At 58.8% G+C, this 23,844-nt stretch carries 32 protein-coding genes; 31 read left to right on the forward strand and 1 reads right to left on the reverse strand.

Translation table 11 applies throughout. The features are described from left to right. The first annotated feature begins 354 nt into the window (after positions 1 to 354). The 29 genes from QZH45_RS09670 (at position 355) to QZH45_RS09810 (ending at position 22,437) form a co-directional block, all read left to right on the forward strand. A complete protein-coding gene (locus QZH45_RS09670; protein WP_432783709.1) occupies positions 355 to 678 on the forward strand; it encodes a peptidase M48, Ste24p in 324 nt (107 codons plus the stop codon). Between the two features lies 1 nt (position 679). After that, a complete protein-coding gene (locus QZH45_RS09675; RefSeq protein ID WP_432783710.1) occupies positions 680 to 952 on the forward strand; it encodes a hypothetical protein in 273 nt (90 codons plus the stop codon). A gap of 51 nt (positions 953 to 1,003) precedes the next feature. After that, the gene (locus tag QZH45_RS09680; protein WP_432783711.1) at positions 1,004 to 1,654 is read left to right on the forward strand and encodes a hypothetical protein; all 651 of its coding nucleotides are present in this window, start codon (positions 1,004 to 1,006) and stop codon (positions 1,652 to 1,654) included. Continuing rightward, positions 1,654 to 3,204, forward strand: a complete 1,551-nt coding sequence (gene terL / locus QZH45_RS09685) for a phage terminase large subunit (RefSeq protein ID WP_432783712.1) — start codon at positions 1,654 to 1,656, stop codon at positions 3,202 to 3,204. The genes QZH45_RS09680 and terL overlap by 1 nt, the downstream gene beginning before the upstream one ends. A gap of 14 nt (positions 3,205 to 3,218) precedes the next feature. Next, entirely contained in the window at positions 3,219 to 4,601 is a 1,383-nt protein-coding gene (locus tag QZH45_RS09690) for a DUF1073 domain-containing protein (RefSeq protein ID WP_432783713.1), read from the forward strand. 64 nt (positions 4,602 to 4,665) lie between these two features. Next, positions 4,666 to 5,481: a phage head morphogenesis protein gene (locus tag QZH45_RS09695; RefSeq protein ID WP_432783715.1), complete on the forward strand. Its 816-nt coding sequence runs from the start codon at positions 4,666 to 4,668 to the stop codon at positions 5,479 to 5,481. 25 nt (positions 5,482 to 5,506) lie between these two features. Beyond that, a complete protein-coding gene (locus QZH45_RS09700) occupies positions 5,507 to 6,652 on the forward strand; it encodes a DUF2213 domain-containing protein (protein ID WP_432783716.1) in 1,146 nt (381 codons plus the stop codon). A 2-nt stretch (positions 6,653 to 6,654) separates the two neighbouring features. Then, a complete protein-coding gene (locus tag QZH45_RS09705) occupies positions 6,655 to 7,149 on the forward strand; it encodes a structural cement protein Gp24 (RefSeq protein ID WP_432783717.1) in 495 nt (164 codons plus the stop codon). Between the two features lie 5 nt (positions 7,150 to 7,154). Then, positions 7,155 to 8,183 (forward strand): DUF2184 domain-containing protein, encoded by a 1,029-nt coding sequence (locus QZH45_RS09710; RefSeq protein ID WP_432783718.1) that lies wholly within the window; start codon positions 7,155 to 7,157, stop codon positions 8,181 to 8,183. A 68-nt stretch (positions 8,184 to 8,251) separates the two neighbouring features. Next, entirely contained in the window at positions 8,252 to 8,572 is a 321-nt protein-coding gene (locus tag QZH45_RS09715) for a hypothetical protein (protein ID WP_432783719.1), read from the forward strand. 39 nt (positions 8,573 to 8,611) lie between these two features. Further along, positions 8,612 to 9,034: a DUF4054 domain-containing protein gene (locus tag QZH45_RS09720; RefSeq protein WP_432783720.1), complete on the forward strand. Its 423-nt coding sequence runs from the start codon at positions 8,612 to 8,614 to the stop codon at positions 9,032 to 9,034. Further along, positions 9,035 to 9,634 (forward strand): hypothetical protein, encoded by a 600-nt coding sequence (locus QZH45_RS09725; RefSeq protein ID WP_432783721.1) that lies wholly within the window; start codon positions 9,035 to 9,037, stop codon positions 9,632 to 9,634. It abuts the gene before it with no gap. Then, a complete protein-coding gene (locus QZH45_RS09730) occupies positions 9,631 to 10,008 on the forward strand; it encodes a hypothetical protein (protein ID WP_432783722.1) in 378 nt (125 codons plus the stop codon). The genes QZH45_RS09725 and QZH45_RS09730 overlap by 4 nt, the downstream gene beginning before the upstream one ends. Further along, complete coding sequence (locus tag QZH45_RS09735) at positions 10,005 to 10,550, forward strand: phage neck terminator protein (protein ID WP_432783723.1); 546 nt, start codon at positions 10,005 to 10,007, stop codon at positions 10,548 to 10,550. Before QZH45_RS09730 ends, QZH45_RS09735 begins: the two co-directional genes overlap by 4 nt. A gap of 18 nt (positions 10,551 to 10,568) precedes the next feature. Beyond that, the gene (locus QZH45_RS09740; RefSeq protein ID WP_432783724.1) at positions 10,569 to 11,711 is read left to right on the forward strand and encodes a DUF3383 family protein; all 1,143 of its coding nucleotides are present in this window, start codon (positions 10,569 to 10,571) and stop codon (positions 11,709 to 11,711) included. A gap of 11 nt (positions 11,712 to 11,722) precedes the next feature. Then, positions 11,723 to 12,130: a hypothetical protein gene (locus tag QZH45_RS09745; RefSeq protein WP_432783726.1), complete on the forward strand. Its 408-nt coding sequence runs from the start codon at positions 11,723 to 11,725 to the stop codon at positions 12,128 to 12,130. A 3-nt stretch (positions 12,131 to 12,133) separates the two neighbouring features. Beyond that, positions 12,134 to 12,535, forward strand: a complete 402-nt coding sequence (locus QZH45_RS09750; protein WP_432783727.1) for a hypothetical protein — start codon at positions 12,134 to 12,136, stop codon at positions 12,533 to 12,535. A 156-nt stretch (positions 12,536 to 12,691) separates the two neighbouring features. Next, entirely contained in the window at positions 12,692 to 14,092 is a 1,401-nt protein-coding gene (locus QZH45_RS09755; protein ID WP_432783728.1) for a hypothetical protein, read from the forward strand. A gap of 3 nt (positions 14,093 to 14,095) precedes the next feature. After that, positions 14,096 to 14,752 carry a phage baseplate protein gene (locus QZH45_RS09760; RefSeq protein WP_432783729.1) on the forward strand — a complete coding sequence of 219 codons (657 nt, stop codon included), beginning with the start codon at positions 14,096 to 14,098 and terminating at the stop codon, positions 14,750 to 14,752. Continuing rightward, positions 14,752 to 15,060: a phage baseplate plug family protein gene (locus QZH45_RS09765; protein WP_432783731.1), complete on the forward strand. Its 309-nt coding sequence runs from the start codon at positions 14,752 to 14,754 to the stop codon at positions 15,058 to 15,060. Before QZH45_RS09760 ends, QZH45_RS09765 begins: the two co-directional genes overlap by 1 nt. Further along, a complete protein-coding gene (locus tag QZH45_RS09770) occupies positions 15,057 to 16,472 on the forward strand; it encodes a baseplate hub protein (protein WP_432783732.1) in 1,416 nt (471 codons plus the stop codon). Before QZH45_RS09765 ends, QZH45_RS09770 begins: the two co-directional genes overlap by 4 nt. A gap of 55 nt (positions 16,473 to 16,527) precedes the next feature. Continuing rightward, positions 16,528 to 16,896, forward strand: a complete 369-nt coding sequence (locus tag QZH45_RS09775) for a hypothetical protein (protein ID WP_432783733.1) — start codon at positions 16,528 to 16,530, stop codon at positions 16,894 to 16,896. A gap of 33 nt (positions 16,897 to 16,929) precedes the next feature. Next, the gene (locus tag QZH45_RS09780) at positions 16,930 to 17,637 is read left to right on the forward strand and encodes a Gp138 family membrane-puncturing spike protein (protein ID WP_432783735.1); all 708 of its coding nucleotides are present in this window, start codon (positions 16,930 to 16,932) and stop codon (positions 17,635 to 17,637) included. Then, complete coding sequence (locus tag QZH45_RS09785; RefSeq protein ID WP_432783736.1) at positions 17,634 to 17,981, forward strand: hypothetical protein; 348 nt, start codon at positions 17,634 to 17,636, stop codon at positions 17,979 to 17,981. The genes QZH45_RS09780 and QZH45_RS09785 overlap by 4 nt, the downstream gene beginning before the upstream one ends. Further along, on the forward strand, positions 17,974 to 19,194 hold the full coding sequence (locus QZH45_RS09790; RefSeq protein WP_432783737.1) for a baseplate J/gp47 family protein: 1,221 nt from the start codon (positions 17,974 to 17,976) through the stop codon (positions 19,192 to 19,194). Before QZH45_RS09785 ends, QZH45_RS09790 begins: the two co-directional genes overlap by 8 nt. Further along, a complete protein-coding gene (locus QZH45_RS09795) occupies positions 19,194 to 19,835 on the forward strand; it encodes a DUF2612 domain-containing protein (RefSeq protein ID WP_432783738.1) in 642 nt (213 codons plus the stop codon). Before QZH45_RS09790 ends, QZH45_RS09795 begins: the two co-directional genes overlap by 1 nt. 1 nt (position 19,836) lies before the next feature. Continuing rightward, positions 19,837 to 20,967, forward strand: a complete 1,131-nt coding sequence (locus QZH45_RS09800; protein ID WP_432783739.1) for a hypothetical protein — start codon at positions 19,837 to 19,839, stop codon at positions 20,965 to 20,967. Further along, the gene (locus tag QZH45_RS09805) at positions 20,964 to 21,158 is read left to right on the forward strand and encodes a hypothetical protein (RefSeq protein ID WP_432783740.1); all 195 of its coding nucleotides are present in this window, start codon (positions 20,964 to 20,966) and stop codon (positions 21,156 to 21,158) included. Before QZH45_RS09800 ends, QZH45_RS09805 begins: the two co-directional genes overlap by 4 nt. After that, positions 21,151 to 22,437 carry an SGNH/GDSL hydrolase family protein gene (locus tag QZH45_RS09810; protein ID WP_432783741.1) on the forward strand — a complete coding sequence of 429 codons (1,287 nt, stop codon included), beginning with the start codon at positions 21,151 to 21,153 and terminating at the stop codon, positions 22,435 to 22,437. The genes QZH45_RS09805 and QZH45_RS09810 overlap by 8 nt, the downstream gene beginning before the upstream one ends. Before the next feature lie 16 nt (positions 22,438 to 22,453). Here QZH45_RS09810 and QZH45_RS09815 read toward each other — a convergent pair whose 3' ends face one another. Further along, positions 22,454 to 22,645, reverse strand: coding sequence for a hypothetical protein (locus tag QZH45_RS09815; protein ID WP_432783742.1), 192 nt, complete (start codon positions 22,643 to 22,645; stop codon positions 22,454 to 22,456). A 110-nt stretch (positions 22,646 to 22,755) separates the two neighbouring features. On the opposite strand from QZH45_RS09815, the gene QZH45_RS09820 reads away from it, so the two are divergent. Beyond that, positions 22,756 to 23,181, forward strand: a complete 426-nt coding sequence (locus QZH45_RS09820; protein WP_432783744.1) for a cell wall hydrolase — start codon at positions 22,756 to 22,758, stop codon at positions 23,179 to 23,181. After that, entirely contained in the window at positions 23,178 to 23,693 is a 516-nt protein-coding gene (locus QZH45_RS09825; protein WP_432783746.1) for a DUF2514 family protein, read from the forward strand. The genes QZH45_RS09820 and QZH45_RS09825 overlap by 4 nt, the downstream gene beginning before the upstream one ends. Positions 23,694 to 23,844: the final 151 nt, after the last annotated feature.

The following is a 23,844-nucleotide window of genomic DNA, read 5'->3' on the forward strand; positions in this document are numbered from 1 at the left end:
AGCCAGGACAGCCCTCGGGAAGGCCTGGACGTCGATAGCCGGATAGTGCGACGTACGGAATCAACACCGGCAGCCCGCGCACTCTTACCTCACATGCTTGTAGAGTGGCGCGAGACAGGAAGGGCGAGATCGATGCATTGGGGCGTCGACGCTTGGATCGACTTCGGCAGACAGTGCGGAAAGACGCGCGCACCTATTCAGGCCCTCGACATTGATCGGGGGCTTTTCGTTTTCGGCCCCGCCACACCCATTGCCCCGAGCTGGGAGTTCTGCTGGAGCCACCTATTCCATCGTGCTGTTCCTCACCGCACTTTGCCCGCTCACACCGGGCCTTTTTATTCCTCGGAGAGACCAATGGCAGAACCAACGAGCACTGCCGCCAGCGTGTTGCTGGTGAAGTACGGCGTGGTCATGGCTGCTTTCATCGGCTCGATCCTGTCCCTCGGTTTTCTGAAAGACCTAACCCGGGGCCAGGCGGCAACCGCTGTAGCCACCGGCTTCTGGTTTTCTGTGTACCTGACGCAGCCTGTAACGCTATGGATTGCCCCAAAGCTCGACATGGATGTGAATGATGGTCTGCTGTGTGGCGTGGCATTCGTGCTGGGCCTGACAGCGATGAACATCATTCCAGCCCTGAAGGCCGCTTTGGGATCGTTCGTAACGGCGCGAGGTGCCTGACATGAACAGCATTCTTGTATCTGCGCTGGGCCTGGTTGATGCGGCCCTGTGCCTCGTCGTGGCCTTAGCCGCTTGTGACTACCTTCGCCGGCTGCGTCCAATCGACCAGCCGCTGCTAAGCGCTGCGTTCTACCTGGTCGCGATTGGCGCCTTCGGCTCATTCGTCACTTCCATGCAAGGCCACTGGGTCAACCCCATGGGCGCGATGCTTCATGCCGGGATGGTTGCATACGCCTGGGCCCGCCGTGGGAATGTTTGTGAGCTGAAGCAATAATCCGCGACACGTTTACGAATGCGCCAGATCGTGGCGCGCAAAAGGATTCACATGACCGACAAGCAACCAGCCGACTGGGAGCGCATAGAGCAGCTCTACCGGGCTGGTGTGCTGTCCCTGCGTGAAATCGCCATTGCGTGCCCAGGCCCAAACCATGTGGCAATCGCTCGGCGTGCAAAGAAGTTTGGGTGGGTTCAAGACCTGTCCGCGAAGATCAAGGCAAAGGCAAACGACCTTGTAACAAGGCAGGCTGTAACAGCGGATGTAACAGCAGAACGCGCTGTATCAGACAAGGCCGTCATTGAGATCAACGCCCAGGCCATTGCAAGCATCAGGATGGCGCACCGAGGCGATATCGCCCGGGGGCGTCGACTCACCAACAAGCTGCTGGATGAGCTTGAAGCGCTGACGGACGAGCAGGGCACCATCAAAGAGTTGATTGATCAGCTCAAGGATGGCGACCACGAAGACGGCGATGCGATGGCTGATGTCCTGAAGCTGGCCAGCAAGATGAGTGCTCTTCCGAATCGGACCAAGACCATGAAGGAATTGGCCGACACCCTGAAGACGCTCGTTGCCCTTGAGCGGCAGGCATTCAATCTTGATGAGGCTGAAGGCGATAAGCCGACCGGTGTGGATGCTGGCCGGGCCACTGTCGATTCAACGCTCATCGCCGCCCTGGTAGACAAGCTGGTGGACTGATGGCTATCAAACCGATCGAGTGGGACGCGCTGAGCCACGCTGAGCGCTCCGCCTTGGTCGCGGCTGGCGAGCATAGTCCGCTGGCCTTCACCAGCCTGTGGTTCAACATCACCCAGGGCGACAGCTTCAGGACGAACTGGCACCACCACTATTTCGACTACGCCGCCCGCAAGCTGCTTGCAGGCGATGCGCAGAACATCGTTGTGAACATCCCGCCGGGGGGGACCAAGACCGAGTTCTGGTCTGTGCACCTGCCGGTATACACGATGGTGAAGCACCGTCGGGTGCGCATCCTCAACACCAGCTACTCCAAGAGCCTGGTGGACGAGAACAGCGAGCGCAGTCGCGCCCTGGTCAAGTCGGCCGAGTTCCGCGAGTTCTACCCCTTCGAGATCGAGAAGGACAAGGTAGACGACTGGACGCTCGCCAAGGATGGGAAGCGCGTACACCAATTGTTCAGCCGCTCCAGTGGCGGGCAGATCACCGGTGTCCGTGGCGGCTACATGGGCGACGATTACAGCGGCCACATCCAGGCGGATGACTGGGACAAGATCGACGACCTCTTCAGCGAGGCGAAGCGCCGCAAGTCGCACACGCGTCTGGTGAACACCCTGCGCAGCCGCAAGGCGCACAGCGGCACGCCGTTCGTAGCGATCCAGCAGCGCGGCCACATCGACGACTCGACCGCGTTCCTGCTGTCTGGCGGCATGGGCTTGAAGATCGACCTGCACATCAAGATCCCGGCCCTGGTCAATCAGGAATACATCGACTCACTGCCTGACGGTATCCGCGAGCGCTGCATCAAGAGCGTGTATGGATCTGAGCAGGTTGATGGTTACTGGTCGTACTGGCCCGCCAAGGAAAGCGTTCACGACCTGATCGCGCTGCGTACGGCTCACCCGTACACGTTCAGCAGCCAGTACATGCAGGACCCCGACACGCTCGACGGCGGGATCTTCTCGGCTGATGACTTCCAGTACTACGGAGATGTAGACGCTGGTGCTGATCTGCCGGTGCCGGACAAGTTCGACTATCGCTTCATCACCGCGGACACCGCCCAGAAGACCAACACCTGGAACGACTGGACGGTGTTCGGGGAGTGGGGCGTGGCCGAGGGCCGCATATACCGGCTGAGCATGAAGCGCGGGCGGATGGATGCCAAGACGCTGCGCCGTGAGTTCGAGGCATTCGTCAAGGGTGCTTGGGCCAAGAACGGGAAGACCAACGGCATCCTGCGCCGGGTATACGTCGAGGACAAATCGAGCGGTACCGGCCTGATCCAGGAGATGGAAAAGCGCCTGCCGCTCAAGGTGACGCCAGTCCCTCGCGATCGCGACAAGCTGACCCGCGCCCTGGACGTTCAAGGCTTCCACGCCGCCAAGCTGGTGTGCCTGCCCTACGACGACAGCCAAAACTACGAGTTCGTGTGTGAAGTCGCGTCGTTCACCGCCGACGACAGCCACAAGTACGACGACCAGACCGACGTGATGATCGACGCCCTGTCCGAGGTTTACATCAAGGGCAAGCGCTCGATTCGCGACCTCCTATGACCATTGGTGAATACATGAGCAAGAAGGGCCAAGCGCCAGTCGGCAAAAAGCTGGGCAAGGCCCTTGTTCGGGCCCTGTCCGAATACAACTCAAGCATGAAGGCGACCAGCGACGGCCTGGTCAACGTTGTTTCCGGTCTGGGCACAGATAAGGCCAAGCGCTCACACAACCAGTTCCAATACGGCTTTCTGAACGATTTCCAGCAACTGGACGCGGCGTATCAAACCAGCTGGCTTGCCCGGGCGATCGTGGACTACCCGGCCGAGGACATGACCCGCGAGTGGCGCACCCTCAAATGCGACGACGCGGACATCATCCGGGCCGAGGAAGACCGGTTGAACCTGCCTGCCATGGTCAGCGAGGCAACAAGCTGGGCGCGCCTGTACGGTGGTGCTGGCATCCTCATGCTGACGAATCAGGACCTGACCAAGCCGCTCAATCCGGAGAGGATCAAGAAGGGCGACCTATATCGCCTGCTGGTCATCGACCGCTTCGACATGACGGCGCAGGACCTCAACCAGACCAACATCCTGGCCGCGAACTACCTGCAGCCAGAGTTCTACACGATCTCCGCCGGCGCCCAGCAGATCCACTGGACGCACTTCGCCCGGTTTGCCGGTGCCAAGCTGCCACGCCGCCAGCGCGCACAAACGCAGGGCTGGGGCGACTCAGAGCTGCGCAAGTGCCTCGACGACGTGATGGACATCGTAGCCAGCAAGGACGGCATCGCCGAGCTGATGCAGGAGGCGAACGTGGACATCATCAAGCGTGTCGGGCTCTCGGATGAGCTGGCGAGCGATCAGGACGACGTCATCACGGCGCGCTACGCCCTGTTCAGCATGATGAAGTCCTCGATCAATCTGGCGCTGCTCGACGACGATGAGACATATGACCGCAAGACCCTGGACCTTTCCGGGGTTGCGCCGGTGCTCGACTTGCTGATGACGTGGATCGCTGGCGCCGCCGGAATTCAGGTGACACGCCTGTTCGGTGAGTCAGCCAAGGGCCTTGGTAACACCGGTGAAGGCGATGACACCAACTACCACAACCAGCTGTCCTCGAAGCGCCTCACGCAGATCGACCCAGGCCTGCGCCAGCTCGACGAGGTCCTGGTCCGTTCCGCCACCGGCAAATGGATCGAAGACTTCAACTACGTCTGGAACCCGTTCAAGCAGCCAGACCTGGTGCAGATCGCCCAGGCCAACAAGGCCAACGCCGAGACGGACATCGCCTACAAGGATGCGGGAGTCATCACCACCAGCCAGATCCAGCGCAAGTTGCAGGCCCAGGAGCTCTACCAGTTCGACGACGACAAGATCGCCGCGCTGGAAGAGGACGAGGACCTGACCATGTTCAACGATCCGCCTGGAGGTGATGACGATGACGCACCCGTATGATTTGCCACCGGTGCGCAATTTGCTCCCAATGCCGCCGGTCAAGCCGCCAAAGCAGGAATAGCTGATGGACATGATCGGCATCCAGTACAACGCCAAGCTGCAGCGGCTGGTGAAGCAGGTCAAGGCGTCGATCAGCAAGGAAATCATGCCTCTGGTTCGCCAGTTGGCGCCGGAGTACACGCAGGACGCGGTGGCCACGACTGACGCCTGGTCTGACCTGATCCTCAACGCCATCTCCACGCTTGTGAGTCGCTGGAGTTCGCCGGCGGTACAGGCAGCAGGCGCCCGCATCGCTGGCGAGTTCGTTCAGTCGTCGCTCAAGAAGTCAGAGCGCGACCTGAAGAAGTCGGCCGGCATCGACGTATTCAGCGGCTCCAAGTCGATGCAGGACTACCTGCACGCCTCGGCGCAGCAGAACGCCCAGCTCATCAAATCCATACCGGCCAAGTACCTGGAAGAGGTGCAGACACTGGTCATGGCCAACATGCGCTCCGGCATGCGCCCTGGCTACATCGAGAAGGCGTTGCAGGAGCAGTTCGGCGTGACGCAGCGCCGGGCCAAGATGATCGCCCGCGACCAGACATCAAAGATCCAGGGCGAACTGGCCGAGAAGCAGCAGAAGGACGCGGGATTCGAGTACTTCCAGTGGATCGACTCCGATGACAGCCGGGTCAGGACCCGCCACCGGGAAATCGCCGAGAAGGTCACCGCGTACGGCAAAGGGATCTACCGCTGGGACGACCTGCCGCTGAGCGATAAGGGCGTTCCGATCAAACCCGGGTCTGACTATTCGTGCCGATGCATCGCGCGCCCAGTGAGCGCACGCGAGGTCAAGGCCAACCAAGACGCAGGCCGAACAGCGCCGGGCGTCCTTCGATAATTCACCCCATCCGCGAGGCCGCAACATGAAGTGCACGGTTTTCGACCGGGCTGGGTATCGCATCACCCAGCGAGAGTACACCGACGAGGGGTTCCTCAAGGTTCCGGGCCGGGTAGCACGCACCGGGATTCAGGAATACCTGGCTCGCGAGCTTGGACTTGATGGCGATCCGATGCGCGTTGTCCGGGTTTACCGGCCAGAGGAAGAGGTTTTCAGCGACTCATCGCTGGGCACCTACGACGCGTCTGACGTGACGAACAACCACCCGAAGTCGCTTGTTACGGCGGCTACCTACAAAGGCGTGGCGGTCGGCGTTGTACGCGGCCCTGGTCGCCGTGATGGCGACTTTGTGGTCTGCGACCTGATCGTCAAGGACCAGAAAACGATCGATGACATCAATTCCGGCAAGTGCGAGCTGTCCGCCGGCTACACCGCCATCTACGACGAAACCCCGGGGGTTACCGAGGATGGCCAGGCATACGACTACATCCAGCGCGACATCAAGATCAACCACGTCGCGATCGTAGAGAGAGCAAGAGCGGGCGCCAATGCTCGCGTTTTTGACCATAACCCAGGAGGCAACACAATGCCTGTACTTATCACCACCGATAGCGGGCGCAGCGTTGATGTTGCTGATCCTGCGAACGCCCAAGTGGTCGCCGACTCGTTCGACCGGCTGCTGAAGCGTGCCACTGATGCGGAATCCAAGGCTGATAAGGCCCAGGCTACCGCCGACAAGGCTGCCGAGGATCTGGCCGAGGCCCGCAAAGCTTCGAGCGATGTCGCCATCGGCGAGCGCGTCAAAGCCATCAGCGAAACCCAGGCCCTGGCCCGCAAGGTTGCCGGCGACGGTTTCACCTGCGACAGCCTCGACGTGATCGAGATCAAGCGTGCAGCGCTGGCAGTCAAACGCCCGAAAGTTGCGTGGGGCGACAAGTCCGTCGGCTACGTGGAAGCCGCCTTCGATGCCGAGTCCGAGAAGGACGATGACGAAGAAGACGACGACAAGAAGCCGAAGATGCCGACCGGTGACGCCGCGACCCTTCTGGCCCAGCTGACCCAGCTGGCAAAGGACGGTGCAACCACCAAAACCACGGCTGACGCCGCGCCAACCCCATACCAGGCGCACAAGCAAAGCTTGTCCGGCGCCCACAAACAGAAAGGAGCCTAACCATGCCAGTTCAAGGTGGTAACGCAATCAACCACGGCATCGCCTACGTGGGCATGGTCGCTGATGGCGAAGTGTCCAACGGCGTCTCCAAACTCAACAAGGGCACTGTCAACATCGCCTACGGCCTGGGTGTCGTGAGTGACGGTGACGACGGCGCCAAGCTGCCAGTCGCTGCATCGACTGCCGCCCAGTTCATCGGCGTTGTTCGCCGTGAGCTGAACCGCGCCTACACCTCTACCGACGTGTTCGGCGCTGTCGCCAAGCGTGACATGACCGTCGAGACCATGGCGCCCATCTGGGTTACTGCCCGCGTGGCGGTGGCCAAGGATGACCCGGTTTACCTGGTAGTCGGTGACGGCACCGGTGCCAACCAGGGCCAGTTCTCCAACGTGGTCGGCGCCGCCGCCACTCTGGCAGTCCTGATCCCGAATGCCAAATGGGTCAGCTCGGCCGGTGCCGGCGCTCTGGCTAAAATTTCTCTGAAGATCGGGGGCTAATCGACATGACCCAGCTTAAAAAAATCGTCGTAGCCATCGATGCCGCTATTGCGCACCAGATCGGCCGGGACGCTCACCAAGTGACCTTCGTCGACGGTCTGCCGACTCTTGACGACGGCCTGGCGTTCTACATCAGCCAGTTGGCGAACCTGGAAGCTCGTATCTACGAGGCCAAGTACGCTGCGATCAACTACATGGAGTTGATCCCCGTCGACACCTCGCTGCCTGAATGGGTAGATGAGTGGAATTACATCAGCTACGACGGCGTGACCATCGGCAAATTCATCGGCGCCAGCGCTGACGACTTGCCTGACGTAACCATCAACGCGAACAAATCCAGCGTTCCAATCGGCTACGCCGGCAACAAGTACAGCTACAGCCTGGATGAGCTGCGCAAATCGCAACAACTGCGCATCCCTCTGGACACCACCAAGGCGCGACTGGCCTTCCGTGGCGCCCAGGAGCACACCCAGCGCGTTGCGTACTTCGGTGATGCTGCTCGCGGCATGACTGGCCTGTTCAACAACCCGAACCTCGCGTTGTCGAACTCGACGCTGGACTGGTACGACGCTGCCACCACCGGTGACCAGATCGTCGCGGACCTGAACAAGATCCTGGTTGATGGCTACATCAACTCGGCGACCGTTCACCTGTTCGACACCGTCATCCTTGATGCTGCCCGCTTCGCATTCATCTCGAACAAGCGGATGGGCACCATCACCGACAAGACGATCCTCGAGTACTTCCGCACCAACAACCAGTTCACCGCGCTGACGGGTCGCCCGATCAACATCTTCAGCCGCCTGCAACTGTCCGCTGCCCAGCTGGCTGCCGCCGGCGTGTCCAACGGCAGCAAGGACCGCATCGTCGCTTACGAGCTGAACGACGAGAACCTTGGTATGCAGGTGCCGATCCCATGGCGCTCCCTGGCTCCGCAGTTCCACAACCTAACGGTTAGCGTGCCGTGCGAGTACAAGCTGTCTGGTGTGGAATTCCGCTACCCGTTCTCTGGCGCGTACCGCGACCAGTTCTAACCAGCCGATCCATGGCCGCCTCCGCTATGCCCGGGGCGGCGGCCAATGATTCCGGGCGAGGATTCGACATGTTCCTGAAGAACGAAGCAGCACGACTGATCACTATCAACCTCCTGGTGGGCGACAAAGAAACCAGCTACCCGATCCTGCCTGGTGAAAACCCAGCGGTTGAAGTGCCGGATGCGGTGGCAAAGATCGATTTTGTCAAAGCTCTGCTGAAGAACGGCGACCTGCGCCGCGTTGGCGCCGATGAGCTAGAAAGCGAAGAAGACGAAGACGAGGACGACCTCGAAGCCCTTCGCGCTGAGGCTGTAGAGCTCGGCATTGAAGTCGGCCGCTGGGGCGCTCCACGCCTTCGCACTGAGATCGCCAAAGCCAAGGCCGAGTAACACCCGGGCGCCTAGCGCCCACCCATTCAAGGTGAACGCATGCAGATCACACCAGAAATTGTCGCGTCATTCCGGCTGGTCCAGCTCGCGTTCACGGACACCACCAAGTGGCCTGAAGCTATCGTGCAGGAGGCGCTTTGCGAGGCCGACTGCGAAACCGGTAGCAGCCGCTGGGGTGCTTACGAGGATGATTGCCACAACCTCAAGCGTCGAGGCCTGTACTACTTCGCCGCTCACTGGCTGTCGGTCACTTACCCGACTGGGCTTGGCGCTACTGACCCGACAAATGTCCCGTCTACCGCCCGCCTCAACGTGGCGGCCAAGTCGATTGGCGATGAATCGGTGACATACCGGGTCGGCGCCATTCAGGAAACCGAGAACGACTGGCTTTCCCTCACCAACTACGGCGTTCAGTTCCTTCGCTTGCGCCGTCGGGTTGGCATGGGTGCCAAGGCGGTTTAGATGATTGACTTAACGCTGATCGGTTTCCAGGAGATGCAGGACGAACTCTCCAAGGAGTTGGCTGCACTGAGGTCTGACAAGGTGGTCACCGTCGGCATTCACGAAGAGGCCGGTAACGTCGAGTCGGGCGACATCACCATGGCCGGCCTGGGCGCCACTCATGAGTTCGGCGCCGAGATCAAGCACCCTGGTGGAACGTCCTACGGATACGCCAGCAAGGCAGCTGCCGACCGCGATGAAGTCCGCTTCCTGAAAACAGGTGCCGGATACATGCAGTTGGGCGTGACTCAGCCGCACAACATCACCATCCCGGCCCGGCCATGGCTTGAGCCTGGAGTGGCAAGCGCCACGCCCGAGGTCCTACTTACCATTCAGGACGGCATGGAAGCTGGTCGTTCTATGGAGCAGATCCTGGAAGGCGTCGGTGTTGTGGCTGCCGCCGCAGTGAAGGTCTACATGACCGAGCTGAAGACCCCGCCAAACGCCGCCTCGACCATCCGCAAGAAGGGCAGTAGCAACCCGCTGATCGATACCGGTGCAATGCGCCAGTCGGTCACACATAAAGTATCTATTGGGCCAGTGACGGAGGGCTTGGAATGAGCAGCACGCTAAGCATGGCCGGGCACGTCGACGATACCTTTGTCAGTGTTCCGGCATCGCGCACTGTTTCGGTGGATGGCCAGTGGGTAGAGGGTATATGGGTGCCGGGCACGACCGAAACGAAGAACTACACCGTCAACATCCAGCAGGCCAGCGACCGTGAGGTGGATTTCATCCGCCAGGGCCTCGAGCGCATCACCGATGTGCGCCGGATATACATCAACGACGGCGACATGCAGCTGATCGACCAGACCGGCACCTGGGAATTCCTGGGGCAGCAATGGAAGGCTACCGCGTGCGATAACCGCTACTGGCGCGACTACTGCAAGGTCATCGTCATGCGGATCGACGATCAGTCAGGCGGCCCAGCATGACCAACCAAGAATTATTCGCGAAGCTGCGACCGATCGTGATGCTGGCGACCGGTGTGCCTGAGTGCATCCTGGCCGACCAGATCGGACCGGGCAGCATGGGCGCGCCACAGGGAGCCTACGCAACGATTACTCCCAGGCAGTCACCAACTCGTAGAGGCCAGGCCAACATCGTCTCGCGCGATGTGCCGGGCGACCAAGTGGAGGTGGATGTTCGGGCGCAAATCATGTGCTCCTGTAGCGTCAACTTCTACCGTGGGGAGGCCTTGATGTTCGCTGAGCGGCTCATCGAAGCCAACAAGCGCCCCGACATCAGCATCATGCTGTTCAAGGCCAAGATCGGCTGGAACGGCACCGACGCTGTCAACAACCTCACCAGCCTGCAATCGGCCAACTTCGAGCAGCGGGCGCAGATAACCATACGCCTCATGTACGAGACCAGCAGCCTGCCGGTCATCAACAACATCCTGAGCGCCACCGTGGTGCTCGAGAACGAGAAAGCGCAGGTCCTCGAGACCTTCAGCGTGGATGTCGCCCCCACATAACCCAATGGAGCTAGCACAGTGAGCTATCCAGCTACCAACATCATCCGGATTAATGCCCGGATCAGCCCGGCAGGCCTGGGCAATGCGAACTTTGCCAGCGCCATGCTGTTCGCCCCTGAAACCGAGTTGCCGGCCGGTTTCGCCGTCGACACGTACCGGTCGTATTTCTCGCTGGTAGCGCTGTCCGAAGACTTCGCAGACACGACCGAGACCTACAAGGCTGCCCAGCGCTTGCTTGGCGGTATCCCTGCCACCCGTGAGTTGAAGGTATGGGGTGCGGCAACTGCTGACGCAACTCGCGCAGCCACGCTCAACAAGGCCAGGAACATCCTGTGGTGGTACTGGACCATGTGGACCGCGCCTATCCTTGCCGTCAAGGCGGACGTTCTGGCTATCGCCCAGTGGTGCGAAGACAACACCAGCATGTTCATCGACAACCAGACCGGCGCGTCGGTTGTCGAGATCCGCGACCCGGCTGATGTCGACGACATTGCCACTCAGTTGACGACCGCCGGATTCCGCCATGTCTATACCGCGGCGCACGCGACTGATGCCTACGCAGGGTCGGCCCTGGCCAAGCACTTCGCTGCGGTCAACTACAGTGCCGACAACTCAACAATCACCGGTGAGTTCAAGAAATCACCAGGTGTTGCTGCTGAATCTCTCAGCGGGACCGAGTACACAGCGATGCAGAGCGCCACCAAGAAGGCGACGTTCTACTCCGTCGTGGACAATCAGGGATCGATCGACTCGGGCCGGTGGCTGAACACCACCACGCACAGCACATACGGCGAATTCATCGACGATGTCGTGAACCTCGATGCGTGCGTCAACTTCCTGACCACTTCGCTCTACAACGCTACCGCCAATCAGACGACCAAACTGCGCCAGACTCCTCAAGGCCAGGCAGTGCTCATAGGCGCAGCCAGGGCAACCATGCAGCAGTTCATCAACAACGGCTATTTGGGCCCGCGCAACTACATCGACCCTGACGACGGCCTGGAGAAATACACCGCCGGCTTCGAGATCCTGACCAAGCCCGAGGATATCCTCGATCTGTCGGATGCCGATCGCGACGCCCACAAGTCCGCACCGCTGCGTATTCGCCTGTTCCGCGCCGGCGCCATCCACATTGTTGACGTCGATCTCGACGTTTATTGATAGGTGACCCCATGTCCTTGAGTAATTTTTCTACAGAACTGTGTGTCATCACGGTAAACGGTCGACAACTGCAGGATTTTGGCGAAACAGCCACGCCTGTGACTGACGCGCCAATCGATGCAAAAAGCCAGCTGCGCCGGGGGCAGGGCGGCAATGCCGTGCGCCTCGACCGCATCAATCCAGGGCGTGAGGTAAACGTTTACCTCAATCCCGGCTCGCCAGACTCTGCGTACATGCAGGGTCTGTTCAACTCGAAAGCCAACATCACGTACACCTACACACAGATCGGCACCCTGGAAACCGCGCTGGGCTCCGAAGGGGTCATCGTGAACGATGGCCAGCGCGGCCGAGCCGGCTCAACCATCACGGACGACCAGTTCACGATGCAGTTCAACATCTGGGAAGCGACAAGGGGCTGATAGATGAGCGTAAAAGCATTCACCATCGGTGGCGTGCAGTACAACGCCGCCATGGCCAGCGCCGTCGACCAAGATCGCCTGATGTCCCTGCTGTCCGCCGCCGTGCTGGAGCGATTCGCCACGGCGGCACAGGCGGACGTTGAGGTTGACGAAAAGGTCCTCTCCATGATGCTTATGTCGATGCGCCAGGAGGTTAAGGCCCAGGTTGCGCAGATGCTCATGGGCAAAGTGCTGATCAATGGCACCGAGCGCCCGGTCACCGTCGCCGACTTTGGCGGCAAGATGGTGCAGTACAACCAGCTCCTGGCCGAGTTGCTGCGCTGGAATCTCTCCGATTTTTTCGACTGGCTGCCAAGCGCCGTAAAAGACGCTCGGCAGGACGTTCAGGAAAGCCCAGCGCAGTAAATTGGTTCCTGATGCGGCCATGCGTCGGGATTGTCGGCATTTGTCCACCGCTCTGCACATGGTCGCAACTGACCGACGGATCACTTTCCATAGCGGACGTTGAGCGCTTCAACCAGGCCATGGACGAACTGCTGGATCAAAAAGAGGCAATCACGAATGGCTAGCAAGGTACTGAAGTCGTTCCTGATCGGCATCGGCTATGACACCAAGGCCCTTGAGGCGGGCGACAAGAAGATCAACGCCAGCCTGGGAAATATCAAGTCTGGGGCGCTGGGTATCTCGGCGGCGCTGATCGGAGCCTTCGGCACCGCTGCAGGCTCAATTGCAGGCGTGGCTGGGCGCGTGGATAAGCTGGCCATGTCCACGCAGAACCTGCGCACCTCCCAGGCTGCCGTCTACAACTACGGAAATGCCATCAAGTTGATGGGCGGGGATGCGTCCGATGCCATCGACACCCTGCAGCGCTTCGAGGAGATCCAGAACAACCTGCGCCTGAAGGGCGATGCCGGACCGATCAATGATCTGGCCACGGCTGGCATCGATGTCAGCTCGCTCTACGCCACCAGCACCGGTGAGGAATTCATGCGGGCGCTTGCGGAAATGATTCCGCGACTCGACGAAGGTCAGCGCGCCCAAGTCCAGGGTTCGCTGGGCCTGTCGGATGCAGCGTTTCGCTCCCTGGCCGGAGGCGTTGAAAAGCTCGACGAGACCATGAAGCGCGCCAGCGGGCTGACTGGCAGCGTCGACCAGATGACCGAAGAAGCAAGGAAGCTTGCAGACAACTCGGCAGAGTTCGGGTTGATCATCGAAGGCATCAAGAACGAGCTGGCTGACAAGTTCTTGCCGAGCCTGATCGGCGCCGGCAATGCGGTGAACAACTTTCTCAAGGAGTACCGCCCCGAGATCAGCAAAGCCATTGATTATGCGGCCGACAACGCCGGTGCAACCGCCTTGCTTGGCGGATCAGCTACAGCCGCAGTCACCGGCGCGGCGGCGGCAAAGCTCGGACTCAGCACAGTGGGCGGCGCGGTCAGCAAGGCGGGCACGGCAGGCGTGGCCTTCACCGGTAGCGCGATTGGCGCCAACGTGCTTAACCGGACGCTTGACGAGTATGTGCCCGGGTACGGCGCCGCCTCACGCAGCTTTGACGAACTGCTCAAGAGCATCACCGGGCTCAACCGAATCAAGGGTCCTATGGAGTTGTTTTTCGGCGGCGAAAACCCGGCAAGCAGCGACCAGCCCAGGGATACGGTAGGGCCTGACCAATATCCTGGCCAGGTAATTCGATCCCAGGACGATATCGACTATCTCAACCATCGCGACAGGTCGGCCTCGGACAGCCTCCCGCCAGCATCCGCATCAACACCTGAAGAGGATCGCCAGGCCAGCGCCGAGGCACTTGCTGGAGCGCTGAGTCGAACTCCTATCAAGGTGGAAAATCAGCTCGGCGTCACGCTGCAGCTCGATGGGCAGGCGCTGGAGACGAAAATCATGCAGGTCAACGAGCGGCAGAATTACGAAACCCTGAACGACCTGAAGACGACCACGGAGCGATAGCCCTTGAGCATCATCAACATCTTCACGCGCCAGGCGCCGACCATTGCCGGCTACTCGTTCGACGCGGTGCTGGAGGATACGTTCGAGGCTACGGTAACCATCACCTCCGTACCGATCGAGTCGGGGGTGAGAATTGCCGACCACCGCATCCTCAACCCCTTCAAGTGGGTGATGACTGGGGCAATCAGCAACAACCCGGTCAAGGTCCAGCTGACGGACTTTCTGGGCGGTGCTCTCTCAAACCTCACGGACAACCCCATCGTTTCCACGGTAGCCGGCCTTTCTGCTGGCTTCCTGGCCGGCAGTGATGAGACCCGGGCAAGCACTACCCTCGACTTCCTGCTCTGGCTCATGAGGTCGGCGGACCCGTTCGACATCGATGCCGGTGACATCCTGCTCAAGAACATGGCGATTACTCGCCTGTCGCGCACAAAGGAGCCGAGGAACGAGGTCGGCCTGGAGTTCGTTGTCGAGCTGCAGGAGGTCATCAGCCTGGACCGGATCGTGCGCGATACCGAGTGCTCGCTGCCGCAGCTCAGGGATGGTGACCCGTCCAAGAGCGCTCTTTCCAGGGCGATCAGCAAGGGGCAGGCAATCGCCAAGGAGGCGACTGATTCAGTTGCGAGCGCAGTCAATAACATAATCGACGGGGTGGTCTGATGCTTGTAATCCCTCTGCTTGCTGGAGCCGCGAACGCTCATCCGCGCTTTTCAGTCCAGCTCGGCGAAAATTTAATCGCGTTTGAGCTCGACTTCATTTCATACCTGGACGAGCCAGCATGGTCGATGAACCTGTTGCGAGACGGCAGCCGGATAGTTTCCGGCGCGATGCTTGAACCTGGCAGCGACATCATCGAGAGCTACCGCACCGGCATCGGACAGATGGTTTTCACCGGCGCCGATGTCACACTGGATAACCTGGGCATTGAAAACTTCCTGGTTTGGGTTCCCCCACTGGTGGAAATATGAGAGAGCGCGTTTGGTCGATTGATATCAACGGCCAGCCCTATATCAGTCCGCAGTCTGGGCGCCGGCAATTCCGGATCCAGTTCAGTGTCGACATATCTCCGGGCGATGCTGTTTCGTTCGCAGATATCCGCCTGTACAACATGAACAAGGATTCCCGAATAGCCCAGGGGTCTAGCATCGTCCTGCGTGCCGGCTACAGTGACAACATGGATGCGATATTCACCGGCTACGTGACAAATGCACTCCGCGAGCGCGAGCCCGGGGCGCCCGAGATCATCACGCGGCTGATTTGCCGGTCTGGGCAGCCCGCCGGCGACCGGGCATCTGCTCAACTGTCCTTCGGCATCGGTACCAGGGTTGAAGAGGTCATCCGTGCTCTGGCTGCTGCATGGCCGCTGCCGATCGATATCGACAATGCTCAGTTCGCCGATGCCAAGCCATTGTCATCAGGCCTTGTGGTTGATGGTGATATTCCAGCAGCTCTGACAGAACTGGCCTACGCCTACAAGTTCGACTGGATGCAGGACAGGGGCCGGATCGTCATCACAAAACCCAATCTGCCGCGCACCACCATCCCGGTGCAGGTTGATCAGTTCAGCGGCATGATTGGCATTCCAGAGGTATCGCGCGGGCCTGACGGGCTCGGCGTGTTCGTGACCGTCCAGCTCAACCCAGCACTGCGAATCAACGGGAAAATCAACGTTGAGAGCGAGTTCGCCACCTTCAACACAGGAAATCTATTCGTTACCGAACTTAGTGGCGATGCAACTGCTAACGGCGAATACAACATCTTCGCCATGAAACACTCCGGCGATTCGCATGGTGACCGATGGCAGACTGAGACCGATGGCCTGCGTGCCGGTACCACGCCCACGGCAGCCGAAACGGCGACCAAGGAGAACGGTAAGCTGATCTGGGGCGCCAGGGTTGACCAGGCGTTCCGCGTCAAGGTACGGGAGATCGGAGACCGTCTATCCATGGACCCGAACTGGATCATGGCCGTGATGGGGTTCGAGACCGGTTATACGTTCAGTCCAGCGGCCCGTAACCCGGGGAGCACGGCTACCGGACTGATTCAGTTCATCGAGTCAACAGCGCGCAGCCTGGGCACTTCCACCGCTCAGCTAGCGCGCATGACAGCGGTTCGCCAGCTGGATTTCGTGGAGTCCTACTTTCAGCCTTATTCGGGCCGCATCCGCAACCTTGGTGACGCCTACCTGGCCGTTCTGTGGCCGGTTGCAGTGGGTCGACCCGACTCCTACGTTATGTGGGAGCGCGATTCCGGCCCCTACCAGCGCGAGTACGCAGCGAACTCTGGCCTGGATGTGAACCACAACGGGTTCATCACTCGCGGCGAGGCCGTTGCGTCGGTGAATACCTCCTATCTGCGCGGCCAGCAGTTCGTCCGCTAGACCCCGATGCCGATGGCCTGATAAATATCCCGGCATCAGTCAAGGGGTAGCGGTCATGAATAAAGGAAGGGGATTTTTGTTTTGCGCGGCAACGCTGATGCTTTTGATCTGCTCGAGCGCGTTTGGCTCGGGCGGTGAGCAGGCGGCACCGGCGGAAAAAACGAAATGCTACGGCGTGACGGCCTACGTCATGTCAGGCAGGTTTGTTCGGGCCAAGGTTCACGCTCCTGAGGCAGCGCAGTTCCCGCCTTACAAAGCGACCGGAGTAAACATCCGCGAGCTCGGCCCATGCCAGTACGCGATCGACAGCTACGTCGATGTGCGGGCCTACGACGGCCAGATGCACCGCCATTACTACACCGTGACCATGCAGGGCGACCTGAATGGCGATGTGTGGCGGGCGGAAAACCTAATTATTGAATGATGCCGCTGCCTCCGGCGCGGAGGAGTCGGCAAAATGCTGAAGCCAGAAGGACGTGCAAAGCAGGCGCGAATGATTCGCGACGCTTTCCGCGAGCTGATGAAAGGGGTTCACACCTCGATCCCCGGGCACATCCTGACCTTTGATCCGGCTACCCAGCTTGCCCAGGTCCAGGTCGGTATCGTCAGGGTAGATATCAACGACGCCGAATTCACCCTAAAGCCAATAATCGAGACGCCGGTCTACTTCCCCGGCGGCGATTACTGCGTCGAGTATCAAATAGACCCAGGGTGCGAGGGCGACATTCTCATCTCCGAACGTTGTATTGACGGCTGGGTACAGGCCGGCGGTGTTGCAGCAAACCCGATTGGTCGATTCCACAACCTGCAGGACGCCATGTTCCTTCCGGGCTTTCGTTCTCGGCCCAATGCGCTGCCCGACTTCCAAAACAACGGCGTGCGTATCCGCAACCGAGCCGGCACCCAATTCGTCTGGCTGAAGAACGACAACAGCATCTCCATGGATAACGGGGTTGCCAGGTTCAACGTCCTTGCCGACGGCACAACCCTCATGCAGAACGGCGCCGGAAGCTTTCAGCTGCTGGCGGACGGTTCATTCCTGATCAACGGGCTGACCATCACGCCAGATGGAAATGTCATTACCGCCACCGGCGTCAACCTGAACCTGCATATCCACAGCGGTGTAACGCCCGGATCGGGCAATAGCGGAGCGCCAGTGACATGACCGTGCGCAGACTCGACGAAAACGGCGACATCGTGACCAGGGGGCAGCAGTTTCTCAGCGGAAAGGAGGAGATTGCTCAGACGGTCCTGACCCGGCTTCGCCTGTTCCTGGGGGAGTACTTCCGGGACATCACCGACGGCACGCCATGGTACGAGCAGATCCTTGGCAAGTTCACCAACCTTTCCGCCGCCGAGGCCGCGCTGAGAGCGCGCATTGCCAATACCCCTGGCGTGATCCGCCTCACCAGCTTCTCCGCTGATTTCGACATCACCACCCGCCGCTACAGCGTGACCGCTGGAATACTCACTGAGTTCGGCACGGATGAGGTAACACTGAATGGCTAGCCTGACTTCTACCGGCTACGTGCTCCAGACTCAGAACGACTGGTTCGCCCAGGAGCGTCAGTTCTACGTCGATATTGATCCGCTTTGGAACCTCGACCCATCTACACCAGACGGTCTGAAGATGGCGCACGACGCCGAGATCTTCTACGCCCTGGACGAGACCTTGCAGCGTGCGTACAACTCGAAAGACCCGAACAAGGCCAAGGGGGCCGACCTTGATATCGTCTGCTCCTTGACCGGTACGAAGAGGTCCAGCGGATCGCCTTCAAACGTGGCGCTGACCCTAACTGCCACCCCGGGCACCGTGATCCTGTCGGGTAGCCGTTTCGAGTCGGTCACCACTGGCAGTCGCTGGTCTACAGATCAAACTGTTACCGCTGACACGTCTGGCACGGCCACCGTGAACGCTACCTGCACAGTGGTCGGCCCAACCCAGGCCGACGCGAACACCATCACCAGGATCGTGGATGTGACTGCCGGCCTCGCCGCGGCAACCAATGATGACCCGGCCACACCAGGATCCGATGCTCAAAGCAACGAACAGCTTCGCGTCACGCGAGCTACTGCAGTTGGCCGGCCTGGCAACAATCAGATCGATTCCTTGATTGGCGAGTTGTTTAGCGTTGCAGGGGTTCGTCGGGTGAAAGTCTACGAGAACGACACGGACTCTGCCGCCGTCTCAATTGACAACCCATACGGGCTTCCCAAGCACTCCATAGCGCCAATTATCGATGGTGGAACCGATGATGATCTGGCCATGGCCATCTACCTGAAGAAGAATCCAGGAGCAACGCTGTATCAGGCCGGCACGCCATTCGAGGTAGAGGTCACTTCGCCGAAGTACCCAACCAATAAAAAGATCATCCGTGCAAGTCGCCCCATTTATGTCGATGGAGTTCTGCTTCTCAGCGTAAAAAACGACGGAACGCTGCCGGCGAACGCAGACCAGTTGATCAAGGAAGCGGTTCTTGAGTTCGCCTCTGGCGACCTGATCCCTGCTGATGTTGGGTTCAAAATCACCGGCTTCGATATTGGCGAGTCTGTTCCGTTCAGCACCATCCTGACTCCGGTCAACCAGGTGATCGGCTCCTACGGAAACAGCTATGTCGATATCTCGGCGTCCAATCTGAACGGATCAACAGGGACGCTTGCGATCGCCTTCAACGAGATGTCTCGATGGACTGAAAGCAACATCACTGTGGTGATTACGTGATGAACATCCCTGACCGGATCTACGCGCAGTACAACAACAAGCCCAAGGCAGTGGCCTGGTACGAGATCGCCAGGAAGCTCGGTGGGAGCATTGAGGCAGCTGCCGAGGCTGTTCGGAAAAGCTACGACATCGACAATGCCGTCGGCGAACAGCTGAGTGTCATTGGCCGGATCGTGGTCGCACCACGCAGCTTTATTGGTGCGATACCAATGATGCCGGGGCTTTTCGCCCTGACAGATGGCGACGAGTTTGGCGATGAAGGCGCCATGTTCAGCGACCTGACAATCGACCAAGACGGGCAGCTTTCGGATGAACTCTACCGCCTGGTCATCAAGGCCAAAATCATCAAGAACAATGGTGATGCCACCATCGAAAATATTCTGGATGGCATGAATTTCCTGCTGCCGAATGCGGATGTGCTTCGCGTTACTGATGGCGAGGATATGTCGTTCAGCATCGAGTTCTATGGGCAAATAACAAATCTGGAGCGGTTCGCGCTACTGAATGCTGGCCTGGTGCCAAAGCCTCAGGCAGTGAGATTCAACGGGTTCCTTGAGGGAATCGGCATGGTCGAATTTGGTGATGTAGATGCCGAGTTCGGTGACGAAGACGCAGAATTTGTAGGATTTATAGGGGTTTAACATGTCACTGAAGCTGAACGAGCGTTACCCAGGCCGGTTCGACAATCCGTCTGCCGGATACCCTCAGGGGTCATTCAAGAATCGCACCGCCCCAGGTGCTCTCGATGGTTCATACCTTGAGAAGGATTGGGCAAACGATAAAGAAGGATTCTTTCAGTCGCTCTTGAGCGCTGCCGGGTTTGTAGCGAACGGCGTCGTCGACTCTGTGGGGGCCTCTCAGTATTACGACGCCCTTGCTGCCGTTATCGGAACACTAGCACCCGCCGCACCTGACGCATCAACCACAGTTAAAGGCATCGTAGAGCTGGCCACAAGCGCAGAAACCCAGACTGGAACTGACTCAGTGCGAGCAGTAACACCATCCGGACTGGCATCTATCGCGACAACTTCAGCGCTTGACGCCACGACTGGAAGACTTGCACGGATTGGCGATTTTGGTCTAGGTGGAATAGGTCCTGATGCTGCAAACGCAGACACCATCGCCGCATCAGGTGTTTACACCGTGTCGGCAGGGACTGGGGGAACTCTGCCTTCGCCAGGATTGCTCGGAACATTGCTGCATTTGGAGCGCAACAGTTCCCTAGGCCGTGCGCAGATCCTTGCTGACTCTTCTGGAGTGCTGTGGAGCAGGACTACAGTGTTTGGCACTGGTTCTTGGCGCGCTTGGGCTACCATCACTCCAGGCCAGGCCACTACCTCTACTCAAGGTATTGTCGAGCTTGCCACTGCCGCTGAAACTACGGCAGGGACTGACACTGTCCGAGCAGTGGTCCCCAATGGCTTGCAAACCAAAATGTCTGGCGTGATATCGGGTCAATACCCAATTACTCCTGGTGCTCAAGCTGTTTTCAACCATAACCTCGGCGTAATTCCGTTTATGGTTGAGTTCAGTTTTGTTTGCCTAACTGCTGAAGGAGGTTGGTCGGCCGGAGATGTAGTTCACCGTGGTAACTGGTATCAAAATAGCGTAAGCACAGACGGCTCTCCGGGAATTTTTTGGTACGGGGAGACAACTACTCAAGTTACGTTTGGTAATGGATCCACTCAAATTCTACTGCCAACAAAAACCACAGGGTTTAGATTTGCGGCGACCGCCGCAAACTGGAGATTCGTTGCGAGGGTAATCGGATGAATTCCACACCAAAACTCTATGTTGATTCCAATGGTAAATATTTGGGGGCAATGGACGGCGATCTTCTGAAGGGCTCCCCTCACCCCTACCCAAATGGGAAAGAAGTAGGCTCTGCGCCTGACAGCGTTGAGGATCTCTGGAGCTTCACCGAAAAGCGCTGGATTATCACCGGGGAGACTCCAGATGAATGACGTCACCGTAAAGGCAACTATTGATGGCGTAGATTCGAATATAAGCATTTCCGATTTGAAGTTGCTTATTTCTCAAGCTCAGATGCCTTTTGTAATGGATGAGAACGCAACCTTCATTGACGAAGGTGAGTCTATGACGGGATGGAGCATCACAAACGGTTCGAAGACGCAGGCTAATAGCTGCATCAGAAATACCAAGTCTAGTGCCGCGGGTCCGGGGCTTTCATCCACGCTGTCCAAGCTGGTGCAGTATCCACCATCTGGAAAAGATTTCTTGATGCTGGGGGGTGTAAGGGCCAAGAAGGCAGCAGGTCAGTTCTCGGTGGTCTGGCTACTCAGCGGGACCAAGAGCATTTCGATATGGCTCGGCAGTGCTGATGCGGCGACAGCGACCCCTGGAGCAATTTCAATTCGCGGCATCACTGGTACAACCGCCAACGTGCTGCAAGTTGCCACTGGTGTTGACTACGAAAACGAACTGGTCGAATTCGCGCTGCACTTTGATTCAAAGTTCAATACCGTGAATTGCTACTTCATGCGTTCAGGACAACCTCCAGAGTTCGCCGGCCGTGTGAAGTGCGACTACTTTCAGGCACCCTCCATACAAACAGTCACCGGGAGTATGACCAGCCCAGGAAACTGGATAGAACACGATTATCTGATGATCTGCAAGCCAAACATAATTGGGATAGGTGATAGCATTGAAGATGGACGCGTGGCGTTCAGCGCTGACCCATCACTGAATGCTGTAAATCATCAAAGCACTTGGCGAGCACATGCAAATCTTCTTCCAGGCCTTCGCAATCGGATTGTGGTTGATAAAGGTGTTCCAGGAAATACGAGCGCTCAGATTCTTTCGCGCGTCGTTGCCGATGCTATTGAGCATGGCCCCCGGTGCATTTTCGTTGGGTGCTCCAACAATGATTATGCCAACTCCGTGTCCGCCGCTAGCCGAAAAGCAAACATACAGGCAACTGTAGATACGGTTACTCAGTCAGGAATAAAGTGTGCGCTCCGAAACAGCCTTTATGGAACGTCTACCCCAGTTGTCAGTGGGTCGGCAGTTACGAATGGCGCATATCTTAATTACCACAAGTCGTGGTGGGACAGCTACTCGTCGCAGATTTCAGGCGTTGACTATCTTGTAGATGTCATGGCTGCAATGAAGAATCAAGACGATTGGTATGTAAATCCAGCATATGCAGGGTCGGATGGTGTTCACCCAAATGTCGCTGGCTACACGGCCATGGGATCTGCTTTGGAGATATCAATCGCCTAGATAAGTCGAGGTTTAGTCAACGCTTCGGTAGACATTGCTCTACCGGAGACCCCTCATCAATTAGGTTTTCAACTTTTTCCGGATAGCCCATCTCCCCGCCACTACGGATACAGGTCGCTCTCTCCCAAAATTCATAGGCGAGAATGCAGACAATAAGTAAAACCAGCGCTGAAACGATCAACGTTTCGTTCTTGTTGATTTTTGTCACTGATCGCCTCATGCGGTTTTTGGTGTCGGACTGGGAGGATTATGCCACAGCTTTATCTTGTATCTAGATGCCCGCCTATCCGCGGGCTTTTTTTCGTCTGGAGAAAATTTATGACCGCTTCCGAAAGAGACCGCGACATCCTGGCCCGCACATTATTCGGCGAGGCCCGCGGCGAAGGGCTGGCCGGCCAGATCGCCGTGGCCTGGACCATTCGCAATCGCGTGTTCGATGGCAAGGACCGTTCGTGGTGGGGCGAAGGATACACCGGCGTCTGCCTGAAACCCTGGCAGTTCAGTTGCTGGAACAAGAACGACCCGAACTATCCGTACCTGAGTGGCGCCAAGGAGATTCCTCCGAAGCAGTTCGCCCAGGCACAGCGGGCGGCGGATCTGGTGATCTCCGGCGCAGAGCCCGACCTCACCAAGGGTGCGACTCACTACTACGCCACGACCATGCCGAAGCCACCGGCCTGGGCCGCCAAGGCCACGCAGACCCTGCGCCTGGGCAATCACCTGTTCTTCAAGGACGTGCCATGAACTCGATCCTGCTGCGAATCCTGCCTTATATGGCGGCGCTGGCCATTGTTGCCGGTGCGCTGTTTGGCGCATACCACCACGGCCTGTCGGTGAAGGACGCCGAGTGGCAGGCCAAGTGGTCGGATCGCGATACCCGGGACGCCGAGGCCCGGGCCGCAAACGAGTCTGCCGTCCGAGCGCGCGAGCAGGCCTACCAACATTCAATCGACAAGGCGGTTCAAGATGGGCAACGCACGATCGATCAACTCACTGCTGATGCCGCTGCTGCTCGCGCTTCTGCTGACGGCCTGCGCGGGGCCGCCGACGCCCTTGCCGCTCGACTCGCAGCCAGTCAAGCCGGCGGCCATTCCTGCACTGCCGCCGCAAGCCAGGCAGCTACCCGTGCCGTCCTGGTGCTTGCCGACGTGCTCAAGCGCGCTGATGAAAGAGCGGGAGACCTGGCGGGATATGCTGATCAAAGCCGGGGCCGCGGAGTGACCTGTGAGCAGGCGTTTGATGGCCTTTCGAAATAGGGATTGTGTTCGGTCGGCAGAACGCCGGAGGAAGGGTGTTCGATCTCGTACCAGTTTCTGTACCAACTGATGTTCCCTTGAGGGACTCTGCGGGGCCTAAGAAGGCGCTGAAACCCCTTGTCTAGCGCCTTCTGAATACTCCAGCTAATCC

Source organism: Pseudomonas corrugata (genome assembly GCF_050920615.1).
Classification (GTDB): Bacteria; Pseudomonadota; Gammaproteobacteria; order Pseudomonadales; family Pseudomonadaceae; genus Aquipseudomonas; species Aquipseudomonas corrugata.

Coding starts and splice junctions, on each gene's coding strand:
- QZH45_RS09780 (WP_432783735.1), top strand. CDS start 16,930: ATGCTGAAGCCAGAAGGACGTGCAAAGCAGGCGCGAATGATTCGCGAC.
- QZH45_RS09750 (WP_432783727.1), top strand. CDS start 12,134: ATGAGCGTAAAAGCATTCACCATCGGTGGCGTGCAGTACAACGCCGCC.
- QZH45_RS09705 (WP_432783717.1), top strand. CDS start 6,655: ATGCCAGTTCAAGGTGGTAACGCAATCAACCACGGCATCGCCTACGTG.
- QZH45_RS09715 (WP_432783719.1), top strand. CDS start 8,252: ATGTTCCTGAAGAACGAAGCAGCACGACTGATCACTATCAACCTCCTG.
- QZH45_RS09735 (WP_432783723.1), top strand. CDS start 10,005: ATGACCAACCAAGAATTATTCGCGAAGCTGCGACCGATCGTGATGCTG.
- QZH45_RS09680 (WP_432783711.1), top strand. CDS start 1,004: ATGACCGACAAGCAACCAGCCGACTGGGAGCGCATAGAGCAGCTCTAC.
- QZH45_RS09675 (WP_432783710.1), top strand. CDS start 680: ATGAACAGCATTCTTGTATCTGCGCTGGGCCTGGTTGATGCGGCCCTG.
- QZH45_RS09670 (WP_432783709.1), top strand. CDS start 355: ATGGCAGAACCAACGAGCACTGCCGCCAGCGTGTTGCTGGTGAAGTAC.
- QZH45_RS09725 (WP_432783721.1), top strand. CDS start 9,035: ATGATTGACTTAACGCTGATCGGTTTCCAGGAGATGCAGGACGAACTC.
- QZH45_RS09785 (WP_432783736.1), top strand. CDS start 17,634: ATGACCGTGCGCAGACTCGACGAAAACGGCGACATCGTGACCAGGGGG.
- QZH45_RS09745 (WP_432783726.1), top strand. CDS start 11,723: ATGTCCTTGAGTAATTTTTCTACAGAACTGTGTGTCATCACGGTAAAC.
- QZH45_RS09790 (WP_432783737.1), top strand. CDS start 17,974: ATGGCTAGCCTGACTTCTACCGGCTACGTGCTCCAGACTCAGAACGAC.
- QZH45_RS09810 (WP_432783741.1), top strand. CDS start 21,151: ATGAATGACGTCACCGTAAAGGCAACTATTGATGGCGTAGATTCGAAT.
- QZH45_RS09795 (WP_432783738.1), top strand. CDS start 19,194: ATGAACATCCCTGACCGGATCTACGCGCAGTACAACAACAAGCCCAAG.
- QZH45_RS09730 (WP_432783722.1), top strand. CDS start 9,631: ATGAGCAGCACGCTAAGCATGGCCGGGCACGTCGACGATACCTTTGTC.
- QZH45_RS09775 (WP_432783733.1), top strand. CDS start 16,528: ATGAATAAAGGAAGGGGATTTTTGTTTTGCGCGGCAACGCTGATGCTT.
- QZH45_RS09800 (WP_432783739.1), top strand. CDS start 19,837: ATGTCACTGAAGCTGAACGAGCGTTACCCAGGCCGGTTCGACAATCCG.
- QZH45_RS09820 (WP_432783744.1), top strand. CDS start 22,756: ATGACCGCTTCCGAAAGAGACCGCGACATCCTGGCCCGCACATTATTC.
- QZH45_RS09825 (WP_432783746.1), top strand. CDS start 23,178: ATGAACTCGATCCTGCTGCGAATCCTGCCTTATATGGCGGCGCTGGCC.
- QZH45_RS09770 (WP_432783732.1), top strand. CDS start 15,057: ATGAGAGAGCGCGTTTGGTCGATTGATATCAACGGCCAGCCCTATATC.
- QZH45_RS09695 (WP_432783715.1), top strand. CDS start 4,666: ATGGACATGATCGGCATCCAGTACAACGCCAAGCTGCAGCGGCTGGTG.
- QZH45_RS09765 (WP_432783731.1), top strand. CDS start 14,752: ATGCTTGTAATCCCTCTGCTTGCTGGAGCCGCGAACGCTCATCCGCGC.
- QZH45_RS09805 (WP_432783740.1), top strand. CDS start 20,964: ATGAATTCCACACCAAAACTCTATGTTGATTCCAATGGTAAATATTTG.
- QZH45_RS09720 (WP_432783720.1), top strand. CDS start 8,612: ATGCAGATCACACCAGAAATTGTCGCGTCATTCCGGCTGGTCCAGCTC.
- QZH45_RS09690 (WP_432783713.1), top strand. CDS start 3,219: ATGAGCAAGAAGGGCCAAGCGCCAGTCGGCAAAAAGCTGGGCAAGGCC.
- QZH45_RS09710 (WP_432783718.1), top strand. CDS start 7,155: ATGACCCAGCTTAAAAAAATCGTCGTAGCCATCGATGCCGCTATTGCG.
- terL (WP_432783712.1), top strand. CDS start 1,654: ATGGCTATCAAACCGATCGAGTGGGACGCGCTGAGCCACGCTGAGCGC.
- QZH45_RS09755 (WP_432783728.1), top strand. CDS start 12,692: ATGGCTAGCAAGGTACTGAAGTCGTTCCTGATCGGCATCGGCTATGAC.
- QZH45_RS09700 (WP_432783716.1), top strand. CDS start 5,507: ATGAAGTGCACGGTTTTCGACCGGGCTGGGTATCGCATCACCCAGCGA.